Genomic DNA, 17,311 nt, shown 5'->3' with positions numbered 1-17,311 from the left:
TCTAATCACCTTTTGATTCTGTGTATTGCAACTTACTTTTAATCATTAAGTTCCCAATGGCCATTTTTCCCTTTACCAACATACTGAATATTAGGAATTTCTTTTATATATCTTGTAATAGTTTTTTCACTAACTCCCAATATCATAGCTATATCTTTACGGCTCACTCTATTGTCCTCTTTAATCATATCTTTGATTATGTTTTCAATTTCTTCGAGGGACATTCGAGAGACATCTTGAGGGACATTTCGAGAGACATTCCCTCCACCCACCTTTTGTGTCGCTATCTTCTTTAGAGGAATAATCGTTCTGAATATATCTCCCTCCTCAAATAGCGGGTTTTGTCCTGAATAAAGCTGTGTGTACTTGTAGGTATTTCTCATTCCTGAGCCTAATTCATCGGCAAGACCTATTTCTCTAAACACCTTTGATATAGCTGGATTTTTGGGAAACGGTTCAAACTTTTGTAAATCCAAAGCTCCCATACCATGAGCCAAATTGCTGTTTTCAACAGTAATTTTCTCATCATCAATAATCATCTTTGCAGGATACCCACTTGAATAATCTCTATGAGCCAATGTATTGGAAACTATCTCTCTAAGTATCCTGTCTCTTGCATTGACATTGACAATTCCATCTAAAACAAATAAATCATTCAAGTGCTTCTGCCCAAACTCTATAAGCCTGTCATAGCTATCAATCAGATTTGTTATGACAACATCTCTATCATCATATCTATCCTTATTTTCAACCCTAAATATTGCATCTGTTTTGTGTTGTGGAAGAACGGACATAATCGAGTTGTCTTTTCCAAATAATAGAATAGCAGCTAATGTAATTCCCTCACACTTTGTTTCCGGATCAGTTAAAATCAAATTTGCACTTCTAAGAAGTTCTTCATTGCTCATATTCTCCCAAACATGATTTTTATTTCGGGAAACAGCCATTTTCTTAGCCTTATCAATGACAGAAGCATCAAGAAAATCAATATCAAGATTCGGATATACTTTATTTACAAAATAGCTTCCTTGCTTTCTTGCGTATAGCTTATATACAAGTTCGGCATGGTCTGTTATATTGATGTCTCCCTCATAAGACCTATCCCAAATCCTTCCGTTATGTCTGCACACCTGATAGCCTTCCGGCACTCTGATGTAAATTACTTTTTTCTCATCTATATCAAAGACTTCAGGAAGTAAATAAAGTGGTGGATACATCTTTTGCGAGTTATTGATTGCCGTAGTAAATTCCTTAATCACTTTATCAACTTTGTCTTTACTGACACCGACAATCTCTCTTTTATCATTTACACCAAGTAAAATATGTCCGCCATTTCTATTATTGAAAGAGCATACTGTATCAAAGACATCTTTGGTTAAAGCATTTTTAGATTCTTTAAACTCAACATCTATCTTCTCTCCATTTTGAATTAACTTCTTTATTTCATCTATCATCATCTGCTTTTTCACCACCTTTATTTTCCAATATTTTCTTCAATAAAAACTTTGGAATTTTGAATTTCAACTTTATCTTTATTAACTACAAAAGTAACATAATCTCCATTTTCTAAATTCAAAAGTTCCCTTATCCTTTTCGGAATAGTAACCTGTCCTTTTGCCATAACTTTTGCAGTATCCATAAATATATCTTTCATACTTACTTCCTTTCGCCCTACTTTTCCTACAAAAGATTATAGCACTTTTAAGATATTTTTTCTACTCTGAGATTAGTCACTACTTACTATATGTCAGAACAGCCTCTTTTAGCTCATTTTCAATCGCTTCTAAAAATTCTTCTTTTGAAGATTTCCCCTGTGCAATATCTGATAGCTCCATTTCCCACTTTGCAGTAGTTTCTGCCGACTTAAAGTTATCAGCTACAATCGTTACAAGGCTGATCCCCTTATGCGTGGCGATAAGATTTTTCTTATCCCTTTCTACAAATCCCTTAAAGATTAGATTTTCAATAATCCCTGCCCTTGTTGCAGGAGTACCGAGTCCTTTTCTTTCCACTTCTACACCTTTTTCAAGTGCGTCATTTCCTGCAATCTCCATAGACTTTAGAAGCGTATCTTCAGTAAAGTGTTTCGGAGGTTGGGTAAATTTTTCTTTAATCTCTTTATTTTCAATGCTCAAAATATCACCAACACTCACATCAGGAAATTCTGCATCCTCATTCTTCTTGGACTTATACTCTTTAAGATATTTTGTAAACCCCTCATCTTTAATTACTTTTCCTGAACTTGTAAATTCAAAGCCGTCAAATTCAGCTACAATCTTTGTTGTGCTTTCCACTAATGGATAACCTACGCTTGCGTGAAGCTTATTAGAAATAAGCCTATATACCTTTACTTCACTCTCAGGAATATTTGATAAATCTTCACTCAGCGAGCTTACTGTTGGAATAATAGCGTGATGATCTGTAACCTTTTTGGAATTAAATACTACCTTGATACGCTCTGTATCAAAGTCATTTTTACCCAAAATGTTGTTGACTGTACTCACAATCATATCCTCTGTTAAACATCTGCTATCTGTTCTTGGATAAGTGATCAGTTTCTTTTCATACAGGCTTTGAGCATAATCAAGGGTCTGCTTGGCACTATATCCAAAATATTTATTGCACTCCCTTTGAAGCGTTGTCAAATCGAAAGGCAAATTAGGTTTTGTAATTTTCTCATTCTGAATGACATCAGTAATTTCAATCTTATCGCCTACTAAATTTAAGAGCTGTTCAACAGTAACCTCATCATCAATTCTATCTGTTGAAAGGGTAAAGCCATTTGTAGAAAGCTCTACTGAATAATATTTTTCCTTTTTAAAATTTGCTATCTCGTCATCTCTTTTTACGATCATAGCAAGAGTAGGCGTCTGAACTCTTCCAACACTATAATTTTGCTGATACAGGCAAGAATAGAGTCTGCTGATATTCATTCCTACAAGCCAATCTGCAATTGCTCTTGCCTGTGCCGATTCAAAGAGATTATCATAGTCCTTTCCGTCTTTAAGATTCTCAAAACCCTCTTTAATGGCACTATCTTCCATAGATGAAATCCATAGACGCTGCATTTTATTTTTGCATTTAGCTTCATTATATACAAATCTAAAAATACTTTCTCCCTCACGCCCTGCATCGCAGGCATTGACTACTGTTTCAATATCTTTATCATTCATCAGCTTTTTAAGAATATTAAACTGTTTCTTTGTGGACTTTGATACCTCATATTTGTAGTCGCTCGGAATAATCGGTAAATCAGCCATATTCCACTTGGCGTACTTTTCATCATAAGCATCCGGATTTGCCATTTGAATTAGGTGTCCAACGCACCAGCTCACCCTATATCCATTTCCTTCATAATATCCGTCTTTCTTTTTATTTGCTCCAATAACCTTTGCAATGGAGATTGCAACACTCGGCTTTTCTGCAATAACTAACTTCATCTGTGTTTTCCTCCTGTTATAAATTAAAATAGGGCGAAAGATGTTACTCTCCCGCCCTAACTTTGCACCCAAAATAATATGTTTTTAGGTGCGTTTATTCTTCATCTTCTACTTCATCTGCATCATTTGTTTCTTCTTCACTTTCAGCTTCAGAAAAGAAATCGTCATCTTCCTCCTCTAATGCTTCAAGCTCTCTATCTTCTTTCTTTTTCACAACCTTAAAGTAGTAGCCTGCTCCCAATGCTCCGCCTATAACAAGAAGCAGTATAATATACATCCCTAAATTACTCTTTTCTTCTTTTTTCTCAGGCTTTGTTTCTTCCTTAACAGGCTCCTCTTTGGTAATCTCCTGTTTTGGACTTTCTTTTTTCTCTACCATGTTAAGTAAATCATCTTCAGATACCTCTGTTAGAAGCATTACATTTTCTCCCTGTTCATCGTGATTAATGATCAAATGAAAAGTCTTTCCGTTTTTAGTCTGAAAGGTAATAAACTGCCTTGCATCGGCTGAATGCTTGTCGGTTTCTTTACTATCCTTATTATCGCCATGATGAATTGGATAATCCTTATTGGCATTATCCTTATTTCCCGTAACAGAAGCTCTTGCCTTTGACGAAGTGGAAGCTACGCCTTTATTAGTATTTACATTTTTACTTGTTCCATCCATAGATGAACCCTGATTGTTGTTGGCAGGAATTTTAGGTGTCAGCTTATTCGGATAGCGAACTTCCTTTTCTTTTGTTTCTGTATGAGATGTATCTTTTGTAGTAGTCCCTGAATTTGTCTGCGAAGTCATTTCTTTCCCACCATTATTTACAGGTGTTTGACTTGAACCTCCTGAGCTCGCCTTAATTCTGGAAATAGGACTGTTCGGTGTAGTCGGATTAGATGTTACAGGAGACTTATTTGCTTCATTTGCCTTTTTCTCAAGTTCCCTAATCTTTTCAGTAAGCTTATCCATTTCCTTTTTCATATCTGCTGATAAGTCCTTATTTCCCTTATCTTTTTTAAGCTTATCCTTTAAGCTCTCAATTTCAGCTTCAAGGTCTTTGATTTTTTCTTTCTGCTTATCACTTATCTTGTTTTTATCCTTGATTTCGTCATTTAATTTATCAAGTTTTTCTTGAAGCTCCTTAGCCTTTTTTTCCATTTTGGAAATATCGTCTTTACTAAGTTCTGTCTGAGTTTCTTTATCCTTGACATCAGTCTTTGCTATCTTACGAATAATTTCATCTTTTCCATCACCCTTTACCTTATAAAATAGAAACTCATCAATGAATTTCATATCATCTGGGAGCATTGGAAGATCTCCACTATCAAGAAGCTGCCCTTTCTCCGCTTTTACCTTTTCTTCCTTATAAACTTTTTCATCTTCAAAGATATACTTTACATTCACTTCCACTTCCCTTTGAACAGCTTTATCGTTTGTAGGTATTTCTGTCGGACTGATAAATGTTGGAATTAGATGCCCTTGTGCAAATACAATCCCACTGCTTGCAACCATTCCAACAACTATGGCGGTAATTATAAACAAAATTCCAAGTGCTGACGACCAAAATTTCTTATTCTTTCTCAAACTGGTTTTCATTTGTTTTCTCCTTTTTCATTTCTACTTTTTGTCTGTTTACTTTTGCCATCAAATCACTGATTGTGATGTTATTTTTTCTGCAAATCGTAATGATTTCTTCATTTTCAAGTTCTTCTTCACGAATAAACAAAGACTCCAATTCTTTATCAATCAGAGCCTTTTTATCCTTTAACTTCTTTATTTTATTTTTAACTGCTGTGAGTTCTTTTTTCACATTATTCCCTCCTTATCTTCTTACATTTGGCGGAAAACCGAAACCTACAGGATGATGTTTACAAAATGTTGCAATCCAATCATCTAAAGTGGTTACTCTTATTCGTCCAATGTTATCAATGACCTTACCGTCCCCGATATAGATCCCGACATGACCATAGGTAAGTCCTGCACTGCCTCCACTGCTACTGCTTTCCACTGCTACAAGCATTCCAACCTTTAGTTTTGACCTGTCTGACGTAAAGGTATAGTTTCGATACATATCACAGGCATTTCCGCCTATATATCCAAGTCCTGCATTTTGATAAACCTGAGATACCCACATGGCACACCAGCCTGCACCCGGAGATGGCGTAATGTATGCTGCTCTTACTATTTTCTTTTGAACTTCATCAGATGCCTCATATTCTTTACCTCCACCAACACCTCCATTTGAAGCACTTAAGTCGCTATTTCCAAATGCCTCTCTCATGTTTCCTTGTGCAACAAATAACGCTTCATAATGCTTTAGATTATCAGGATGGTTTGCAAATACCTTTCGGATAATGCTGTCCATCTCTTTTTTATGAAGTGTTACAATAAGCTTTTTATACTTATAAGGTTCTTCATGGCTTTCGGTATGTTCATTCCCATTTTTATCGGTATAAGTTTTTGTAACTGTTCTGTACCTGATTTCTACTTCTTCCCTGTACTCAAGGTCATACATGGATTCAAACAATTCTTTTAGTATGGAATTTACTTCAAAAGCTTCTTTTACTTCTCCGCACCTTGATGTAATGTAGGATAAAAGCTCATGGACATTATGACCGATGTACTCTGTGTTATTTAAGATGTACTCATCATAGCCGGGATGGTTACTTTTAACATTATCAACTTCATTTTGAAGTTCCTTTTCCATAGCAGAAAAGTTCTGATTGATTTCACTTAGAACATTCGGCTTTGACAAATAGCTTGTTGTAAGAACTGAACTTGTAGAGTTCGTAAAGCCTGTCATTCCTGTTCCTGCAAAATTAATAAAGAAAGTTCCCAAAATAATAAGACCTATGAAAATAATCATAAGTCCCTTTGCTTTTCTTACTATAAATTCCTTTGAGCTTTTCAGTGTTCCGATAAGTCCCTCTTTAATTCTATCTCTAATCCTTGACTTATTCTCCCGACGAATCGCTGCCTTTACTTGATTTTTCTTTTGAATTCTTTTATAGGCACTTGCTCTTTTATACTCATCTGTCTTTTTAAGATTCTCTTTGGCATCACGAAATTCAAGTTTTGATTTACGCTTCCTTATTTTGTAATCCTTTTTTGTAAGGTCACAGCCTTTTTTCGCTCTTTTCCTATTTGAGTAATTCTTTATGCCATGAATTAGTTTAGAGCTTGCGTCCGCTGTCTTTTCTCCTGCTTCTACCCCTTTATTTTCATCACTTCCATGAGATAAATAATCTCTTACCGTTTCACTTCCTTTGGCAAGTCCAGAAAGTGCAGATACTTTTACCATATCTTTCTTTAGCTTTTTCTTCTGCTCTTTATAAATACTGCTATGAACTTTTTTGCTTGCAGTATCTTTTCCAGTCTTTTTATCTTCAGGCTTATTCTCCTTTAACACATCATCCTTTTTCCTTGTATAAAGGCTTTCGGTATAGTTTTTTCTCTTATAATTTTTCTTTTGAGCTTTTTGGCTTTTTGAGAAGCTATTTGTATTTTCTGCTTTATGATGAAGATTATCCTCGACATCATAGGTTGACTCAAAATAATCGCTATCCCTAAAGTCATTGTCGTATCTGTCTATAAACCCATCATTATCAAGGTCTTTTCCTAAAGGATCATAGATTTTTCCATCCTTAACCTCCGTAATATAATCTGATCTTCCCGTTTCAATTGCGGAATTTACGTCTCCCTTATCTGAAGCCCTATATTTTTTGTTTCTCTTGGATGTTCCATAAGACTTTTCATTATCAGCACTTACCTTACTTGTTTTTTCATGCACTTTATCCTGAAACCGTTCTTTCTCATGAACGATTTTACCTCTGTAATCATCGTTATGTTTTAGCTTACTTTCTTCAGGTATCGTATCTGTTTTACTATGAAACATCTCTCTTTCAAGGCTTGCCTTATGCCTTTCCTTAAAGTCCTTTTTCAGCTTCTTTCCCATAGGCTACCTCACTTCTTCCGGCTTGGTAGTCATCTTCTGATATAAAATTGTATCTTTCGGAAACTTATCAAGGAAAGGCACAATGGTATTTCCAAAGAAAAGTAGTCCCTCACCTTCATTTGAATTAGTAACATATCTGAGCTGTGGAAGTGAGATTTTAAGTTTTCTTGCAAGTATCTCTCTATCTCCTGATGCTTGATTAAGCATTAAGACAAAGTCAGTATTGTCAAAGATATTTTCTATCTCCTTACTCATAAGTAGGTCTTTGACATTCTGCGTAATACCTGTTGGAATACCTCCCCATTTACGAAATCTTTTCCAAATCTCTACGGAATAGGATGCTGTCTGCTCATCTTTTAAAAGCAAATGGAACTCGTCGATATAGTACCTTGTAGCCTTGTTTCCTCTGTTTTGTGACACCTTATTCCACACCTGATCCTGAATAACAAGCATTCCTATTTTCTTTAGCTGACTTCCAAGTTCTTTAATATCAAAGCAAAGGAGCTTCTTATTCAAATCCACATTTGACCTATGATTAAAGACATTAAGAGAACCTGATACATAGATTTCCATCTCTGTTGCCAGCTTCTTACCGACCTTTTCTTCCTGCCCTTTTAACATATCGTATAGATCTTGGAGTATTGGCATATTATCAGAAATCGGATTTTCAAAATACTTTTCATAAATCTTTGGCAGGCATCTATCTATAACGGACTTTTCTTCTGCTGTAAGACCACTACCGCCTACTACAAGCTCAAGCATACTCATGATAAAATTTGCCTTGTCTTTCAGCGGTGCGTCCCCATCGCCGTAGTTCATATTTATATCAAGTGGATTCAGGTAATCTTTTGACTTACTGCTAACCTTAATGACTTCTCCCTTAAACTGCCTTACGAGGTTTCCATATTCTCCTTCCGGATCGCAGATAATTACATCATCATCCGTTACTAAAATCGCATTTGCCATTTCTCTTTTGGCACTAAAGGATTTACCGCTGCCCGGAGTTCCGAGGATTAGACCGTTTGGGTTCTTTAATTTCTTTCTATCTGCCATAATCAGGTTATGGCTTAGGGCATTTAGTCCGTAGTAAAGACTATTACTTGAATTGATAAAAAGCTCCTCTGTGGTAAATGGCATAAATACTGCCGTTGATGAGCTTGTCAGTCCTCTATCTATCTCAATCTTATTTACACCAAGAGGCAGCACGCTCACTAAACCTTGTTCCTGAGAATGGTCAAGTCTTTTCAGCTTACAGTTATGCTTATTTGCAATGGAGCTTATTTGAGCAATTGTGTTATCGAGCTTTTGCACTGTCCTTGCAAAGTTCATAAAGACAATACTTACCACAAACATTCTCTCATCTCTTGTCTGTAAGTCTTTTAATAGGCTCTTTACATCTTCTCCATAGGTAATTAAATCACTTGGAAGAATATCCATATCATAGCCACTTCTAACAGCCTTCTTATTTTCCTCAATCTTCATCTTATCAATATCAGTGTTTTTTCGTTTTACCATCTTAATGGCTTCCGATTGGTCGATTGCCCTAATATGAAAGGAAATATTGATGTTATCGTCAATATCCAAAAACTCGGATAACATCCTATCTGAAAGCTCACTGGCAAGGATTTGAAAATGACTTGTTGCTCCAATAAATTTGCCAAACTTAAAGTATCTACTCGGTGTAAAGTTAAACTCATCAGGCACAATATATGTCTTTGTGCTTTCCCTTTTCTTTAGGTCTTTGTAGGAAAATTCAAAGGTCTTATTCGGATTTAAAACATCGTGGAGTATCTTTAGCCTTTCTTCTCCGTTTAGGCTTTCTGCTCTCACACCCATGCTCTTTAGATTAGATAATATATCTATCTCCAGTCTTTCAAGTTTTGATGTTGCCTGTTCTAAATTATCCGCTTCCACAGTAAAGGTTACATACTTTGATTTTTTAAGTCCGTTATTTCCCTTTACAATCTGGCTTTTAAGCATCTCTCTAAATTCAAAGCGTATATCGTCGAAACCGTCCTTTTTATCCGGTATCTGAATTGCCGACTTCATTTCTTCGTTTCGTCCGAGCTGATTGATATATGAAAACTCAATGCTGATACTTGGATCAAAAGAGTTTAGGAAGTTTGCAAACTGATTAAAAATCAAGTCCCTATCTTCATCTAAGGCAAGCTGATAGTTAATGTCCTGAAAGGCTATACTTTTACTGAAGTGCTTTTCATCAAGCTGGCATATTCCGCTTTTTAAAAGCCTTAGATAGGGAATGGTATCTTCTACCGTATATCTTTTCGGTTCTTTCTTAAAGATAAGGTCAAGGATTCCTCCCTTATCTTTTTTTGACTTGCAATTACTTTTCTTTAAGTCCCGCTTTTGACTTCTCAATGCCTTTTCGTTTTGCATGAGTTTTATTTGCTGAATTTTTCTTTTCTTGTTCAAGGTAAACCTCCTTTCTCACTCTCTTTTTTGGCTGATAAAACTTATGAAGGTAGATGTGCTTAAAATATTTCTCAAAGGTCAGTCCGTCCTTTTCAAATAGTGTGATGAAAAAGATAGGAAGCGTGGACACGATAAGGAATATGACAGCTATGTCATTTGGCACAAACTTCCTTATAAATAAATAGACTGGTATTCCAACCAGTCCTGCAAGTGTGAAGCCTATGAGCTGCCTTTTCGTTAGGTTAAAAGCAACCTTTGTCTTTACCCTATTTAAGTCTTTAGGGATTGGTACATATGCCATATCTTACCTCCCATCTTCTTTACCCTTTGACAGCTCCTCAAAGTGTTCATATACAGAGCCGATTTCTTCCTGAATACTCTCTATCTGTTCATTCGTACTTTTGTTATATCTTTGCTGCATTAGGTAAAAATCGTTATGGCAGCGACCAATGTCCTCTGTTTTTTCTTCCAATTCTTCCACCTTATTATGAAGCCTGATCCTATCAATTATCGCCATAATACCCGCTCCAATTACTACTGCTGTAAATACTGTTTTTCTTTTATTCATACTATCTTTCCTTTCTTTTAGTGTGCATTTAATATGCTTTTGGCCAGTGTTCCGCTCTTTAGCATCATTAACCCCAGCAAAACCGCATAGCCAAGTATCGTCATTGTACTTATGTGGATATCTGTTATCTTAATCGTCTTAACTAAAACTGCGTAAATTCCAAGACAAACCATTAAAAAGAGTCCTTGTAGTCCAAGTGCAAATAGTCCTTTGATGTAGTTTGTTCCAATCTGTCCCCACTCCTTGTTTCCCATTGTGGCAAATGGAATGGCTGAAACCGATGAGTAAACATAAATCTCAAACATTCTTCCGTAAACTACAAGCATAATCACAACGGATATTACCTGTATAGCAACCTTGATGAGTGAGGTTTCAAAGAGAATCATGACAAGTTCTCCAAGCCCCTTTTCTTTTAGGGTATCCATCATTGCCACTATCTGATCTCCGGAAACGGTAGCAGAGGTGTTTATAACCCCTGCCGCCTTATTTACCATGTGCTGTGCCACATCAAAAACCGCCATCGAAAACTCAAAGGCATGGGATACTAACCATACAGCAATCCACATCTTGATGATGTACTTGAAAAATTCAAAGGTATCTGTATCGTGCATATTGTTCTTTTGCATTACCATATTGATAAGCTCGATACAAAGAACTGCTGTGATGATTAGTCCCGCTATTGGAATGATAACGGAATCGTTAATGCTTTTGATAAAGGCAAATACATCTCCGTTCCACCCCATAGGCGTTTTACCTACATCTGTTGCAACCGCACCAACTTTGTCGTTGATATCAAGAAACATGGACTCTAAGTTTGCTTGGATACCGCCCAGTAGAAGCTCCTTAAAGAATTCTTCTATCTTGTCGAATATTCCAAACATCTAAGCTCTCCTTTTCTTCTTAATTGAGTACACCCGCAAGTAGTGGAATGAGCTTAAGTCCGATAAGAACGATACCTCCACCTGCCATAAGCTGCTTAATACCTTGGCTCTTAGCACCGGGATTGTCATTACCATATCCTTCCATCAGGTTGATAACACCCCATGCTCCAAGTCCTGCACCTACTGCCATAACCAAAATCTTTAATACATTAACTGCCTGTGTAAAAAATGCCATAAGTTATTCCTCCTCGTTTTCTTCTTTCTTTTCAATTTTGTTGTAGGACTTCACTACAAAGTTTTTGTAAGTCTTTCCCTCTTTTTCACGCTTCTTAAAGTAGCCAAAGATATGGATTAAATCACCTTTTTCAAAGTCCTTTGCCTTCTCTTCTTTTTCTCCATAGGCTGCACAGTTGATGTACTCCTTACCCTTACCGTACTTTTTTACAAGCGTGAAGTTTGCAACTTCTACCGTTTCTCCGTCTTTTTCAAAGTTTGAGAAAGTAGGTTCCGCCACTAAGTTGGCGTTGATGTTAATCATTTCTTGTTTCATCTTTTTAAATTTCTCCTTTTCATTTCAATAAAAAAAGCGACCAGAAGTATTACTTTTCCAATCGCTGATACTCTTTCTATTTAGTTTTTTCTTAGTGGGACTTCTGATCCTTATCATCTTGCCTCCTGATTTTGAATAAAAAAACAGCAAATCTTTTTAAGACTTACTGCATTCTTGTAATAACCGTTTCTCTATTTAATTTTGCTTTTCCTTTTCGCTTCATATAGCTTTCTATATCAAACAAATTCTTCTTATCATAGTCCTCAAGTAATCTATAGTTCTTATGCTTTATAATATCGAATTTGTCTGATAGAAATGGTCTGACACCACGAAGCTGAAAAATACATTTGCTACCGTCCATTACGGTAATCTCATCTTGGCTCATAAGCTCCTTACCTGTCTTTTGGTAATTAAGTCCAAAGCTCTTTTGATTACTCCTTGTTTCCGATGTGTTATATAAATCTATCGTTTCTTTTCCCAGTGTTTCAGAAAGTTCCTTTAATGTGGTCTTTTCCTTGCCACCAAGAAACAAGGTACTATCACAGTTACCTACGATTGTATCGGCATTATCCTTGTAGATTGCCTTTAGCTGAGATTGTGCTTGAAGTATGATGCTTGCTGATATTTCTCTTGAACGGATTGTTGCAATTAACTTCTCAAACTTAGGTATTAAACCAATGTTCGCAAACTCATCAAGCAAGCATCTCACATGGACAGGTAATCGTCCGCCGTATACATCATCTGCCTTATCACATAAGAGATTAAAAAGTTGTGAGTACATAATGGATACTACAAAGTTAAAGGTATCATCTGTATCAGAGATAATAACAAAGAGTGCCGTTTTTCTATCTCCGAGTGTATCAAGCTCAAGTTCATCTTCACTCATCAAGTCCCTAAGTTCCCTAATATCAAATGGAGCAAGCCTTGCACCACAAGAGATAAGAATAGATTTTGCCGTTTTTCCCGCAGCCAATTTGTACTTTTTATATTGCTTCACTGCAAAGTGTGTAGGCTCTTTCTTTTCCAGTGCTTCAAAGAGTCTGTCTATCGGATTCATATAGGTTTCATCATCTTCTCTAACTTCTGAAGCGTCTATCATATCGAGAAGTGTTGCAAAGTTCTTTTCTTCTCTTGGAGCTTCATAGAAGATGTAGCCGATAAGGGCTGTATAGTAGAGCTTTTCAGCTTTGACCCAAAAATCTTCACCTGCTTTTTCTCCCTCGCCCTTAGTATTTGCAATGATTGTCTGAACGAGTTTCAAAATATCTTTCTCAGAACGGATATAAGCAAAGGGATTGTACTTCATGCTCTTTTTGAAGTTGATAGTATTTAAGATTTTTATCTCATAGCCGTTATCTTCAAGCATCTTGCCACACTCAATGACTATTGTTCCTTTAGGATCTGTAACACAATATGAAGAGTGCATTTGCATTAAGTTCGGTTTGACATAAAATCGGGTTTTTCCGCTTCCGGATCCACCGATAACAAGTACATTTTTATTCCTTGCATACTTTGGATTAGCCGGTCTGCCGTTCATAGTTAGGCGTTCTGTTTGCGTAAGCAGGATATTATTTTGAAACTTTTCATCCATATATGGCTCTATATCTTTTTTAGTTCCCCAGGAAGCGTTTTGTCAAGTACCTTTTTATATATATGGATGCTTTTTCTATAAGGCTTTTTTCTTTTGGGCAGAGAAAAACAGTAAACCTTTTTTGATTTACTGTTCATGTGTTAGTTTTTATTAAATTGTTAGTTTATCAAGCTGAAAATATCCTACTTGCAATACTCTTTTATTTTATGAGCATATTCAGTCAAAAGATTCTTTGAATAAATTTTTTCATTTCTTGAATTTCTTACTTCTTTCCAAAGAATGGAAGCTACTTTTAATTTATTTGAATAGTTGCAACTATTTTCATCTGCACAGAAATCCTTTAAAAATTGATTCCATTGACAAACCGAATTATCATACTTGGCATAATCCGATTTTCCATAATAAACTTTCAGCATATCTTGAATTGTAAAACTCAAATCATTTTCTCTTTTTATTTTTCTCCAAGCAGTAGCCATATCAGCAGTAAATTTAAATGGTGAAACATCTGTTAAAATTGAAAAATATTCTCTAAATTGTGTGTTAAAGGAGAACCCACATTCAAGTAATGGCGTATCTAAGGTAATAGTTTCTACTTGTTTCTTTTCATTTTTTATTGATGATTTTTTAATCAAATTGCCCTTAAAGTACTGCTCAATAATATAATTGAGTTCTTGTTTTATACCTCTATATTCTAATCCTAATGACTTGCATATCTGTGAAAGTTCTTCACGATACCAATAGTATTTACTAAATTCATCAAACGATGTAATTTTATCAAACTCAGGTCTACTTTCTATCAATATTTTATCTCCTCAAAACCAATTTGCTTTTTCATCTCTAAATAAGGGTGTTTCACTCTCTTTATAAGGATTGTAGTTATTGCAATTACAGCCAAACTCTTTTAATGCTTTTATCTTATTATCGACTGTCCAAACAATCAAAGAAATACCGTCAAATTCTTCAACTTTCCCCTCATTCATTTTATTTTTGAAGTGCCATTCTACAATAGTTTGATTATCCTTATGAAAAAATTGCTTTATATCCCACGCAAGCACTATTCCTCTTGTATTCCACTCGTTAAACCAGTGCTTTACTGTTTGACGGTTTTCATACTTAGGACACCAACTCTCAATATAAATTACATCATCAGAAAAAATTTCATCTATCCCTAAGTCTTGTTGTGTAAGCCACATGTCAAACCATAAACGAATGATTTTCTCTCTTTCATTCATAAATTTAACCTCCTCCAAAATCAAATAACTATTTATAATTATACCATTTTTCCGATTGATTTTATAGGTCTAACTCATTCCTCTTTACCTGTGATAGTTGCCTTTTTTGTTCCTGTAACTGCTCTATACAGGTCTTAACTTTTTCTGCTTGTTCTACTTCTTCTCTTATCTCTAATATTTGATTGTAAAGGCTCTTTTTCTCTTTCTTCAAAGTGCTAACTTCTGTTTTCCATTTACTGATGGCTAAGGTTTTACTTTCTCCTAAATAGTCTTTCAAATATTTCTTAGTACTTTCAAATAAAATAAGCTCAGCCGTATGCTCGTTATAAAAATCTTCCTGTTTACTTTTCTTTAATTTTGCATAGACTTTGTAGGTGTCTTTATTCTTCAAATATTTTTCTGATTGGTCTATGAGTTGTATTCTATCATCAATCTTTTTCTCGGTATCTTTTAAGGCTCTTGTGGTCTTGTAGTTCTTATCTCGTAAATCGGTGATGCTCTCTTTTAATTGATTGATACTTGTAATGTTTTTTTCTTTGAGTAATTGATAACTCTCAATATATTTCTCTAAGTCTGCATTATTCTTATCTGCGTTTTTATGTATAAGATTTTCAAAAAATGATAACAGATTTTCTTTAGGTGGGAGGGTGGACTTTGTATTTTCGTTTTCTGCTTTTTCTTCTTTTCCTATTCCTCTTATCCAATTTAACAAGGCTTTTATTCTTCTTGAGATTTCTCTTAAAATTGCATTTTGATGTTTGATTTCTCGGTTGATATTCCCTCTATCTGTAGCTATGCCTTTCTTCTCCATTTGGGTTGCTGATACTCCTAAATGAATGGTCGGTATTTGTTCTATTCCTTGCCTTAGATAAGAGCGATGATCCACTTTGTTCTGTATACTGTTTTCTTCAAGATATTTGTTTGTAATGTCTGCCCATGCTTTTCTCCATTCTTCTGCTTTGTCTTGCTCGTTCCAATCTGTTGTATTGATTTTTCTTGTTTTGTAATTGCCATTTTTGAGTTTTATCTTTTCTCCGTTTTCATCAAGGATATATTCCTTTTTTGATTTTGCTCCCCATGTTGTATCTTCATTTAGTGGTCGCATAGTAAGTAAGATATGACAATGTGGGTTTCCGTCATTTTTATCATGTAGGGCAATATCGGCACACATACCGACTTTTACAAAGTTTTCTTTTACATATTCTCTAATAAGTTCTATTTGTTTTTCTCTATCCAATTCTTTAGGCAATGCAACTTCAATTTCTCTTGCAAGTTGGGAATTTTTACTCTTTTCTATTTTCTCAACACTGTTCCACAATGTCCCTCTATCTAAAAATTCCTGTGGTGCATTTTCTGGCAAAAGAATTTCTGTATGAGCTATTCCGCCTTTTCTTGTAAAGTCATGGACTATGCCGTCATACTCGTTTTTTATCTTTTCGCCACTACGATAAGCAGAAGCTGCAACTGCACTTTTGCCTTTGCCTCTTGAAATAATCTTTATGCTAAGATGATATATCGCCATAAGAAAAAACCTCCTTTCCATTTTTCGATATGGTTATGGTGGCGATAGATAAGACTTCCTAAAAAAATCGGATAGCTTTTTATCCGATTTCTTTTGGGAAGTACACAAGGGGTAGGAAATTTATTTCCGTAGGGGAGTGTAGCTCCCCTATATCAGCGTTAGCTGATATGCCCTCTGCAAGAGCCTTCGGAGAACGCACGCACCCTTTAGGGTGTATAAGTGCGCCCTTGTAAGCAAGGGACTATTACTCTATCTCCGTTTCTTCATCTTCTTTTTCTGCATTCTCTACTTCTGTTTCTTCTCTGCTTTCTATAATTTTTTGTATTTTGAGATTTGCTTCTTCCTTACGAATTAAAGATGTAATTAGCTGATAAAATTCATCTTTGGTTAGATTTTTACTTTCTATAAATATACTTTCAAAGACTGCTCCTTTTTCATATATCCTTTTATCTCTCTTTTTTCTTTCTTCCTGTTTCTGTTGACTGATGAGTTTTTTTCTTTTATTTTGTAACTGCTTGATTTCTTCATCTGCCATTAAGATTTTTTCTTCAATGTTTTTCATTTTCTCGTTTCCTCTCTTTCTATTTTTAGCAAATAAAAAAACAGTAAACCTTTTTTGATTTACTGTTTTTATACTATTTTTTATTTAATCGATATTACTAAAAATAGAAATTTTACGTGCTTGAGTAGATATTATATTTTCAGTCAATGCTTCATTCTTCATAACACAATCAAATATCTAATATCTCAACAATTTCTCCATTGTGCTGTTTCAATTCAATCTTCCGAATTATTTCTTCTCCCAAATATTTAATAAAATCGCTTAATTCTGATGAAACTTCAAATATAATGTTGTGTTTACTATCATTCTCCGGATTAAATGTTGAATTATAATTTCTTTCGCTTGACCAATAATTCCAATTTACATCTGTTCTTTCGTAATAAACATAATTCTGTTTTTTTGTAACATATATTCTTTTGTTAATCAATACCTTTTCATCTTCAGATTTAAAAATATCAGAATATAATTTTAAGCCCTCAAATTGCTTATATTCTTTAATTTTATTATTTGAAACATTAAGCTTTATTTCTTTATAATCCATAATCTTTCCTCCTTAAACTTGTTGCCTATACAGAAAAATATTAT

Annotated in this window: 17 protein-coding genes and 1 pseudogene; all 18 read right to left on the bottom strand. The window is 35.0% G+C overall.

What is annotated here, in order from left to right:
* Window positions 1-38: 38 nt before the first annotated feature.
* Entirely contained in the window at window positions 39-1,457 is a 1,419-nt protein-coding gene (locus HMPREF2542_RS05800; protein ID WP_070484572.1) for an AlbA family DNA-binding domain-containing protein, read from the bottom strand.
* Between the two features lie 17 nt (window positions 1,458-1,474).
* Entirely contained in the window at window positions 1,475-1,654 is a 180-nt protein-coding gene (locus HMPREF2542_RS05795) for an AbrB/MazE/SpoVT family DNA-binding domain-containing protein (protein WP_006627217.1), read from the bottom strand.
* A gap of 79 nt (window positions 1,655-1,733) precedes the next feature.
* Window positions 1,734-3,440, bottom strand: coding sequence for a DNA topoisomerase 3 (locus tag HMPREF2542_RS05790; RefSeq protein WP_070484525.1), 1,707 nt, complete (start codon window positions 3,438-3,440; stop codon window positions 1,734-1,736).
* Window positions 3,441-3,534: 94 nt separating this feature from the next.
* Window positions 3,535-5,028, bottom strand: coding sequence for a CD1107 family mobile element protein (locus HMPREF2542_RS05785; protein WP_070484522.1), 1,494 nt, complete (start codon window positions 5,026-5,028; stop codon window positions 3,535-3,537).
* Window positions 5,003-5,242: a hypothetical protein gene (locus HMPREF2542_RS05780; RefSeq protein WP_009568420.1), complete on the bottom strand. Its 240-nt coding sequence runs from the start codon at window positions 5,240-5,242 to the stop codon at window positions 5,003-5,005. Before HMPREF2542_RS05780 ends, HMPREF2542_RS05785 begins: the two co-directional genes overlap by 26 nt.
* 12 nt (window positions 5,243-5,254) lie before the next feature.
* Complete coding sequence (locus HMPREF2542_RS05775) at window positions 5,255-7,387, bottom strand: CHAP domain-containing protein (protein WP_020998780.1); 2,133 nt, start codon at window positions 7,385-7,387, stop codon at window positions 5,255-5,257.
* Between the two features lie 3 nt (window positions 7,388-7,390).
* Entirely contained in the window at window positions 7,391-9,820 is a 2,430-nt protein-coding gene (locus tag HMPREF2542_RS05770; protein WP_041823205.1) for a VirB4-like conjugal transfer ATPase, CD1110 family, read from the bottom strand.
* Complete coding sequence (locus HMPREF2542_RS05765; RefSeq protein ID WP_011860787.1) at window positions 9,732-10,121, bottom strand: PrgI family protein; 390 nt, start codon at window positions 10,119-10,121, stop codon at window positions 9,732-9,734. Before HMPREF2542_RS05765 ends, HMPREF2542_RS05770 begins: the two co-directional genes overlap by 89 nt.
* Before the next feature lie 3 nt (window positions 10,122-10,124).
* Window positions 10,125-10,388, bottom strand: a complete 264-nt coding sequence (locus tag HMPREF2542_RS05760; RefSeq protein WP_070484519.1) for a conjugal transfer protein — start codon at window positions 10,386-10,388, stop codon at window positions 10,125-10,127.
* Between the two features lie 17 nt (window positions 10,389-10,405).
* On the bottom strand, window positions 10,406-11,269 hold the full coding sequence (locus tag HMPREF2542_RS05755; RefSeq protein ID WP_070484516.1) for a VirB6/TrbL-like conjugal transfer protein, CD1112 family: 864 nt from the start codon (window positions 11,267-11,269) through the stop codon (window positions 10,406-10,408).
* A 19-nt stretch (window positions 11,270-11,288) separates the two neighbouring features.
* Window positions 11,289-11,504, bottom strand: a complete 216-nt coding sequence (locus tag HMPREF2542_RS05750; RefSeq protein ID WP_003042805.1) for a Maff2 family mobile element protein — start codon at window positions 11,502-11,504, stop codon at window positions 11,289-11,291.
* Window positions 11,505-11,507: 3 nt separating this feature from the next.
* Window positions 11,508-11,819, bottom strand: coding sequence for a single-stranded DNA-binding protein (locus HMPREF2542_RS05745; RefSeq protein WP_070484513.1), 312 nt, complete (start codon window positions 11,817-11,819; stop codon window positions 11,508-11,510).
* Between the two features lie 163 nt (window positions 11,820-11,982).
* A pseudogene (locus HMPREF2542_RS05735) lies at window positions 11,983-13,449 on the bottom strand (VirD4-like conjugal transfer protein, CD1115 family); the annotation flags it as partial.
* Window positions 13,450-13,592: 143 nt separating this feature from the next.
* Complete coding sequence (locus tag HMPREF2542_RS05730) at window positions 13,593-14,210, bottom strand: SAP domain-containing protein (protein WP_003030821.1); 618 nt, start codon at window positions 14,208-14,210, stop codon at window positions 13,593-13,595.
* 12 nt (window positions 14,211-14,222) lie between these two features.
* Entirely contained in the window at window positions 14,223-14,642 is a 420-nt protein-coding gene (locus HMPREF2542_RS05725; protein ID WP_003030827.1) for a nuclear transport factor 2 family protein, read from the bottom strand.
* Between the two features lie 61 nt (window positions 14,643-14,703).
* Complete coding sequence (gene mobQ, locus HMPREF2542_RS05720; RefSeq protein ID WP_049476796.1) at window positions 14,704-16,164, bottom strand: MobQ family relaxase; 1,461 nt, start codon at window positions 16,162-16,164, stop codon at window positions 14,704-14,706.
* Between the two features lie 244 nt (window positions 16,165-16,408).
* A complete protein-coding gene (locus tag HMPREF2542_RS05715; RefSeq protein ID WP_004804145.1) occupies window positions 16,409-16,726 on the bottom strand; it encodes a DUF3847 domain-containing protein in 318 nt (105 codons plus the stop codon).
* A gap of 169 nt (window positions 16,727-16,895) precedes the next feature.
* On the bottom strand, window positions 16,896-17,267 hold the full coding sequence (locus HMPREF2542_RS05710) for an EXLDI protein (RefSeq protein ID WP_003030991.1): 372 nt from the start codon (window positions 17,265-17,267) through the stop codon (window positions 16,896-16,898).
* Between the last annotated feature and the right edge of the window lie 44 nt (window positions 17,268-17,311).

The sequence above is a fragment of the Streptococcus sp. HMSC034B05 genome (genome assembly GCF_001809055.1).
GTDB lineage: Bacteria > Bacillota > Bacilli > Lactobacillales > Streptococcaceae > Streptococcus > Streptococcus constellatus.
This window is presented reverse-complemented; position numbering and strand designations above follow the sequence as displayed.

Bases quoted from the DNA above. Each gene is read 5' to 3' on its own strand.
- HMPREF2542_RS05800 (WP_070484572.1), bottom strand. From the start codon at position 1,457: ATGATGATAGATGAAATAAAGAAGTTAATTCAAAATGGAGAGAAGATA.
- HMPREF2542_RS05755 (WP_070484516.1), bottom strand. From the start codon at position 11,269: ATGTTTGGAATATTCGACAAGATAGAAGAATTCTTTAAGGAGCTTCTA.
- HMPREF2542_RS05760 (WP_070484519.1), bottom strand. From the start codon at position 10,388: ATGAATAAAAGAAAAACAGTATTTACAGCAGTAGTAATTGGAGCGGGT.
- HMPREF2542_RS05785 (WP_070484522.1), bottom strand. From the start codon at position 5,028: ATGAAAACCAGTTTGAGAAAGAATAAGAAATTTTGGTCGTCAGCACTT.
- HMPREF2542_RS05745 (WP_070484513.1), bottom strand. From the start codon at position 11,819: ATGAAACAAGAAATGATTAACATCAACGCCAACTTAGTGGCGGAACCT.
- HMPREF2542_RS05795 (WP_006627217.1), bottom strand. From the start codon at position 1,654: ATGAAAGATATATTTATGGATACTGCAAAAGTTATGGCAAAAGGACAG.
- HMPREF2542_RS05765 (WP_011860787.1), bottom strand. From the start codon at position 10,121: ATGGCATATGTACCAATCCCTAAAGACTTAAATAGGGTAAAGACAAAG.
- HMPREF2542_RS05790 (WP_070484525.1), bottom strand. From the start codon at position 3,440: ATGAAGTTAGTTATTGCAGAAAAGCCGAGTGTTGCAATCTCCATTGCA.
- mobQ (WP_049476796.1), bottom strand. From the start codon at position 16,164: ATGGCGATATATCATCTTAGCATAAAGATTATTTCAAGAGGCAAAGGC.
- HMPREF2542_RS05775 (WP_020998780.1), bottom strand. From the start codon at position 7,387: ATGGGAAAGAAGCTGAAAAAGGACTTTAAGGAAAGGCATAAGGCAAGC.
- HMPREF2542_RS05710 (WP_003030991.1), bottom strand. From the start codon at position 17,267: ATGGATTATAAAGAAATAAAGCTTAATGTTTCAAATAATAAAATTAAA.
- HMPREF2542_RS05725 (WP_003030827.1), bottom strand. From the start codon at position 14,642: ATGAATGAAAGAGAGAAAATCATTCGTTTATGGTTTGACATGTGGCTT.
- HMPREF2542_RS05750 (WP_003042805.1), bottom strand. From the start codon at position 11,504: ATGGCATTTTTTACACAGGCAGTTAATGTATTAAAGATTTTGGTTATG.
- HMPREF2542_RS05715 (WP_004804145.1), bottom strand. From the start codon at position 16,726: ATGAAAAACATTGAAGAAAAAATCTTAATGGCAGATGAAGAAATCAAG.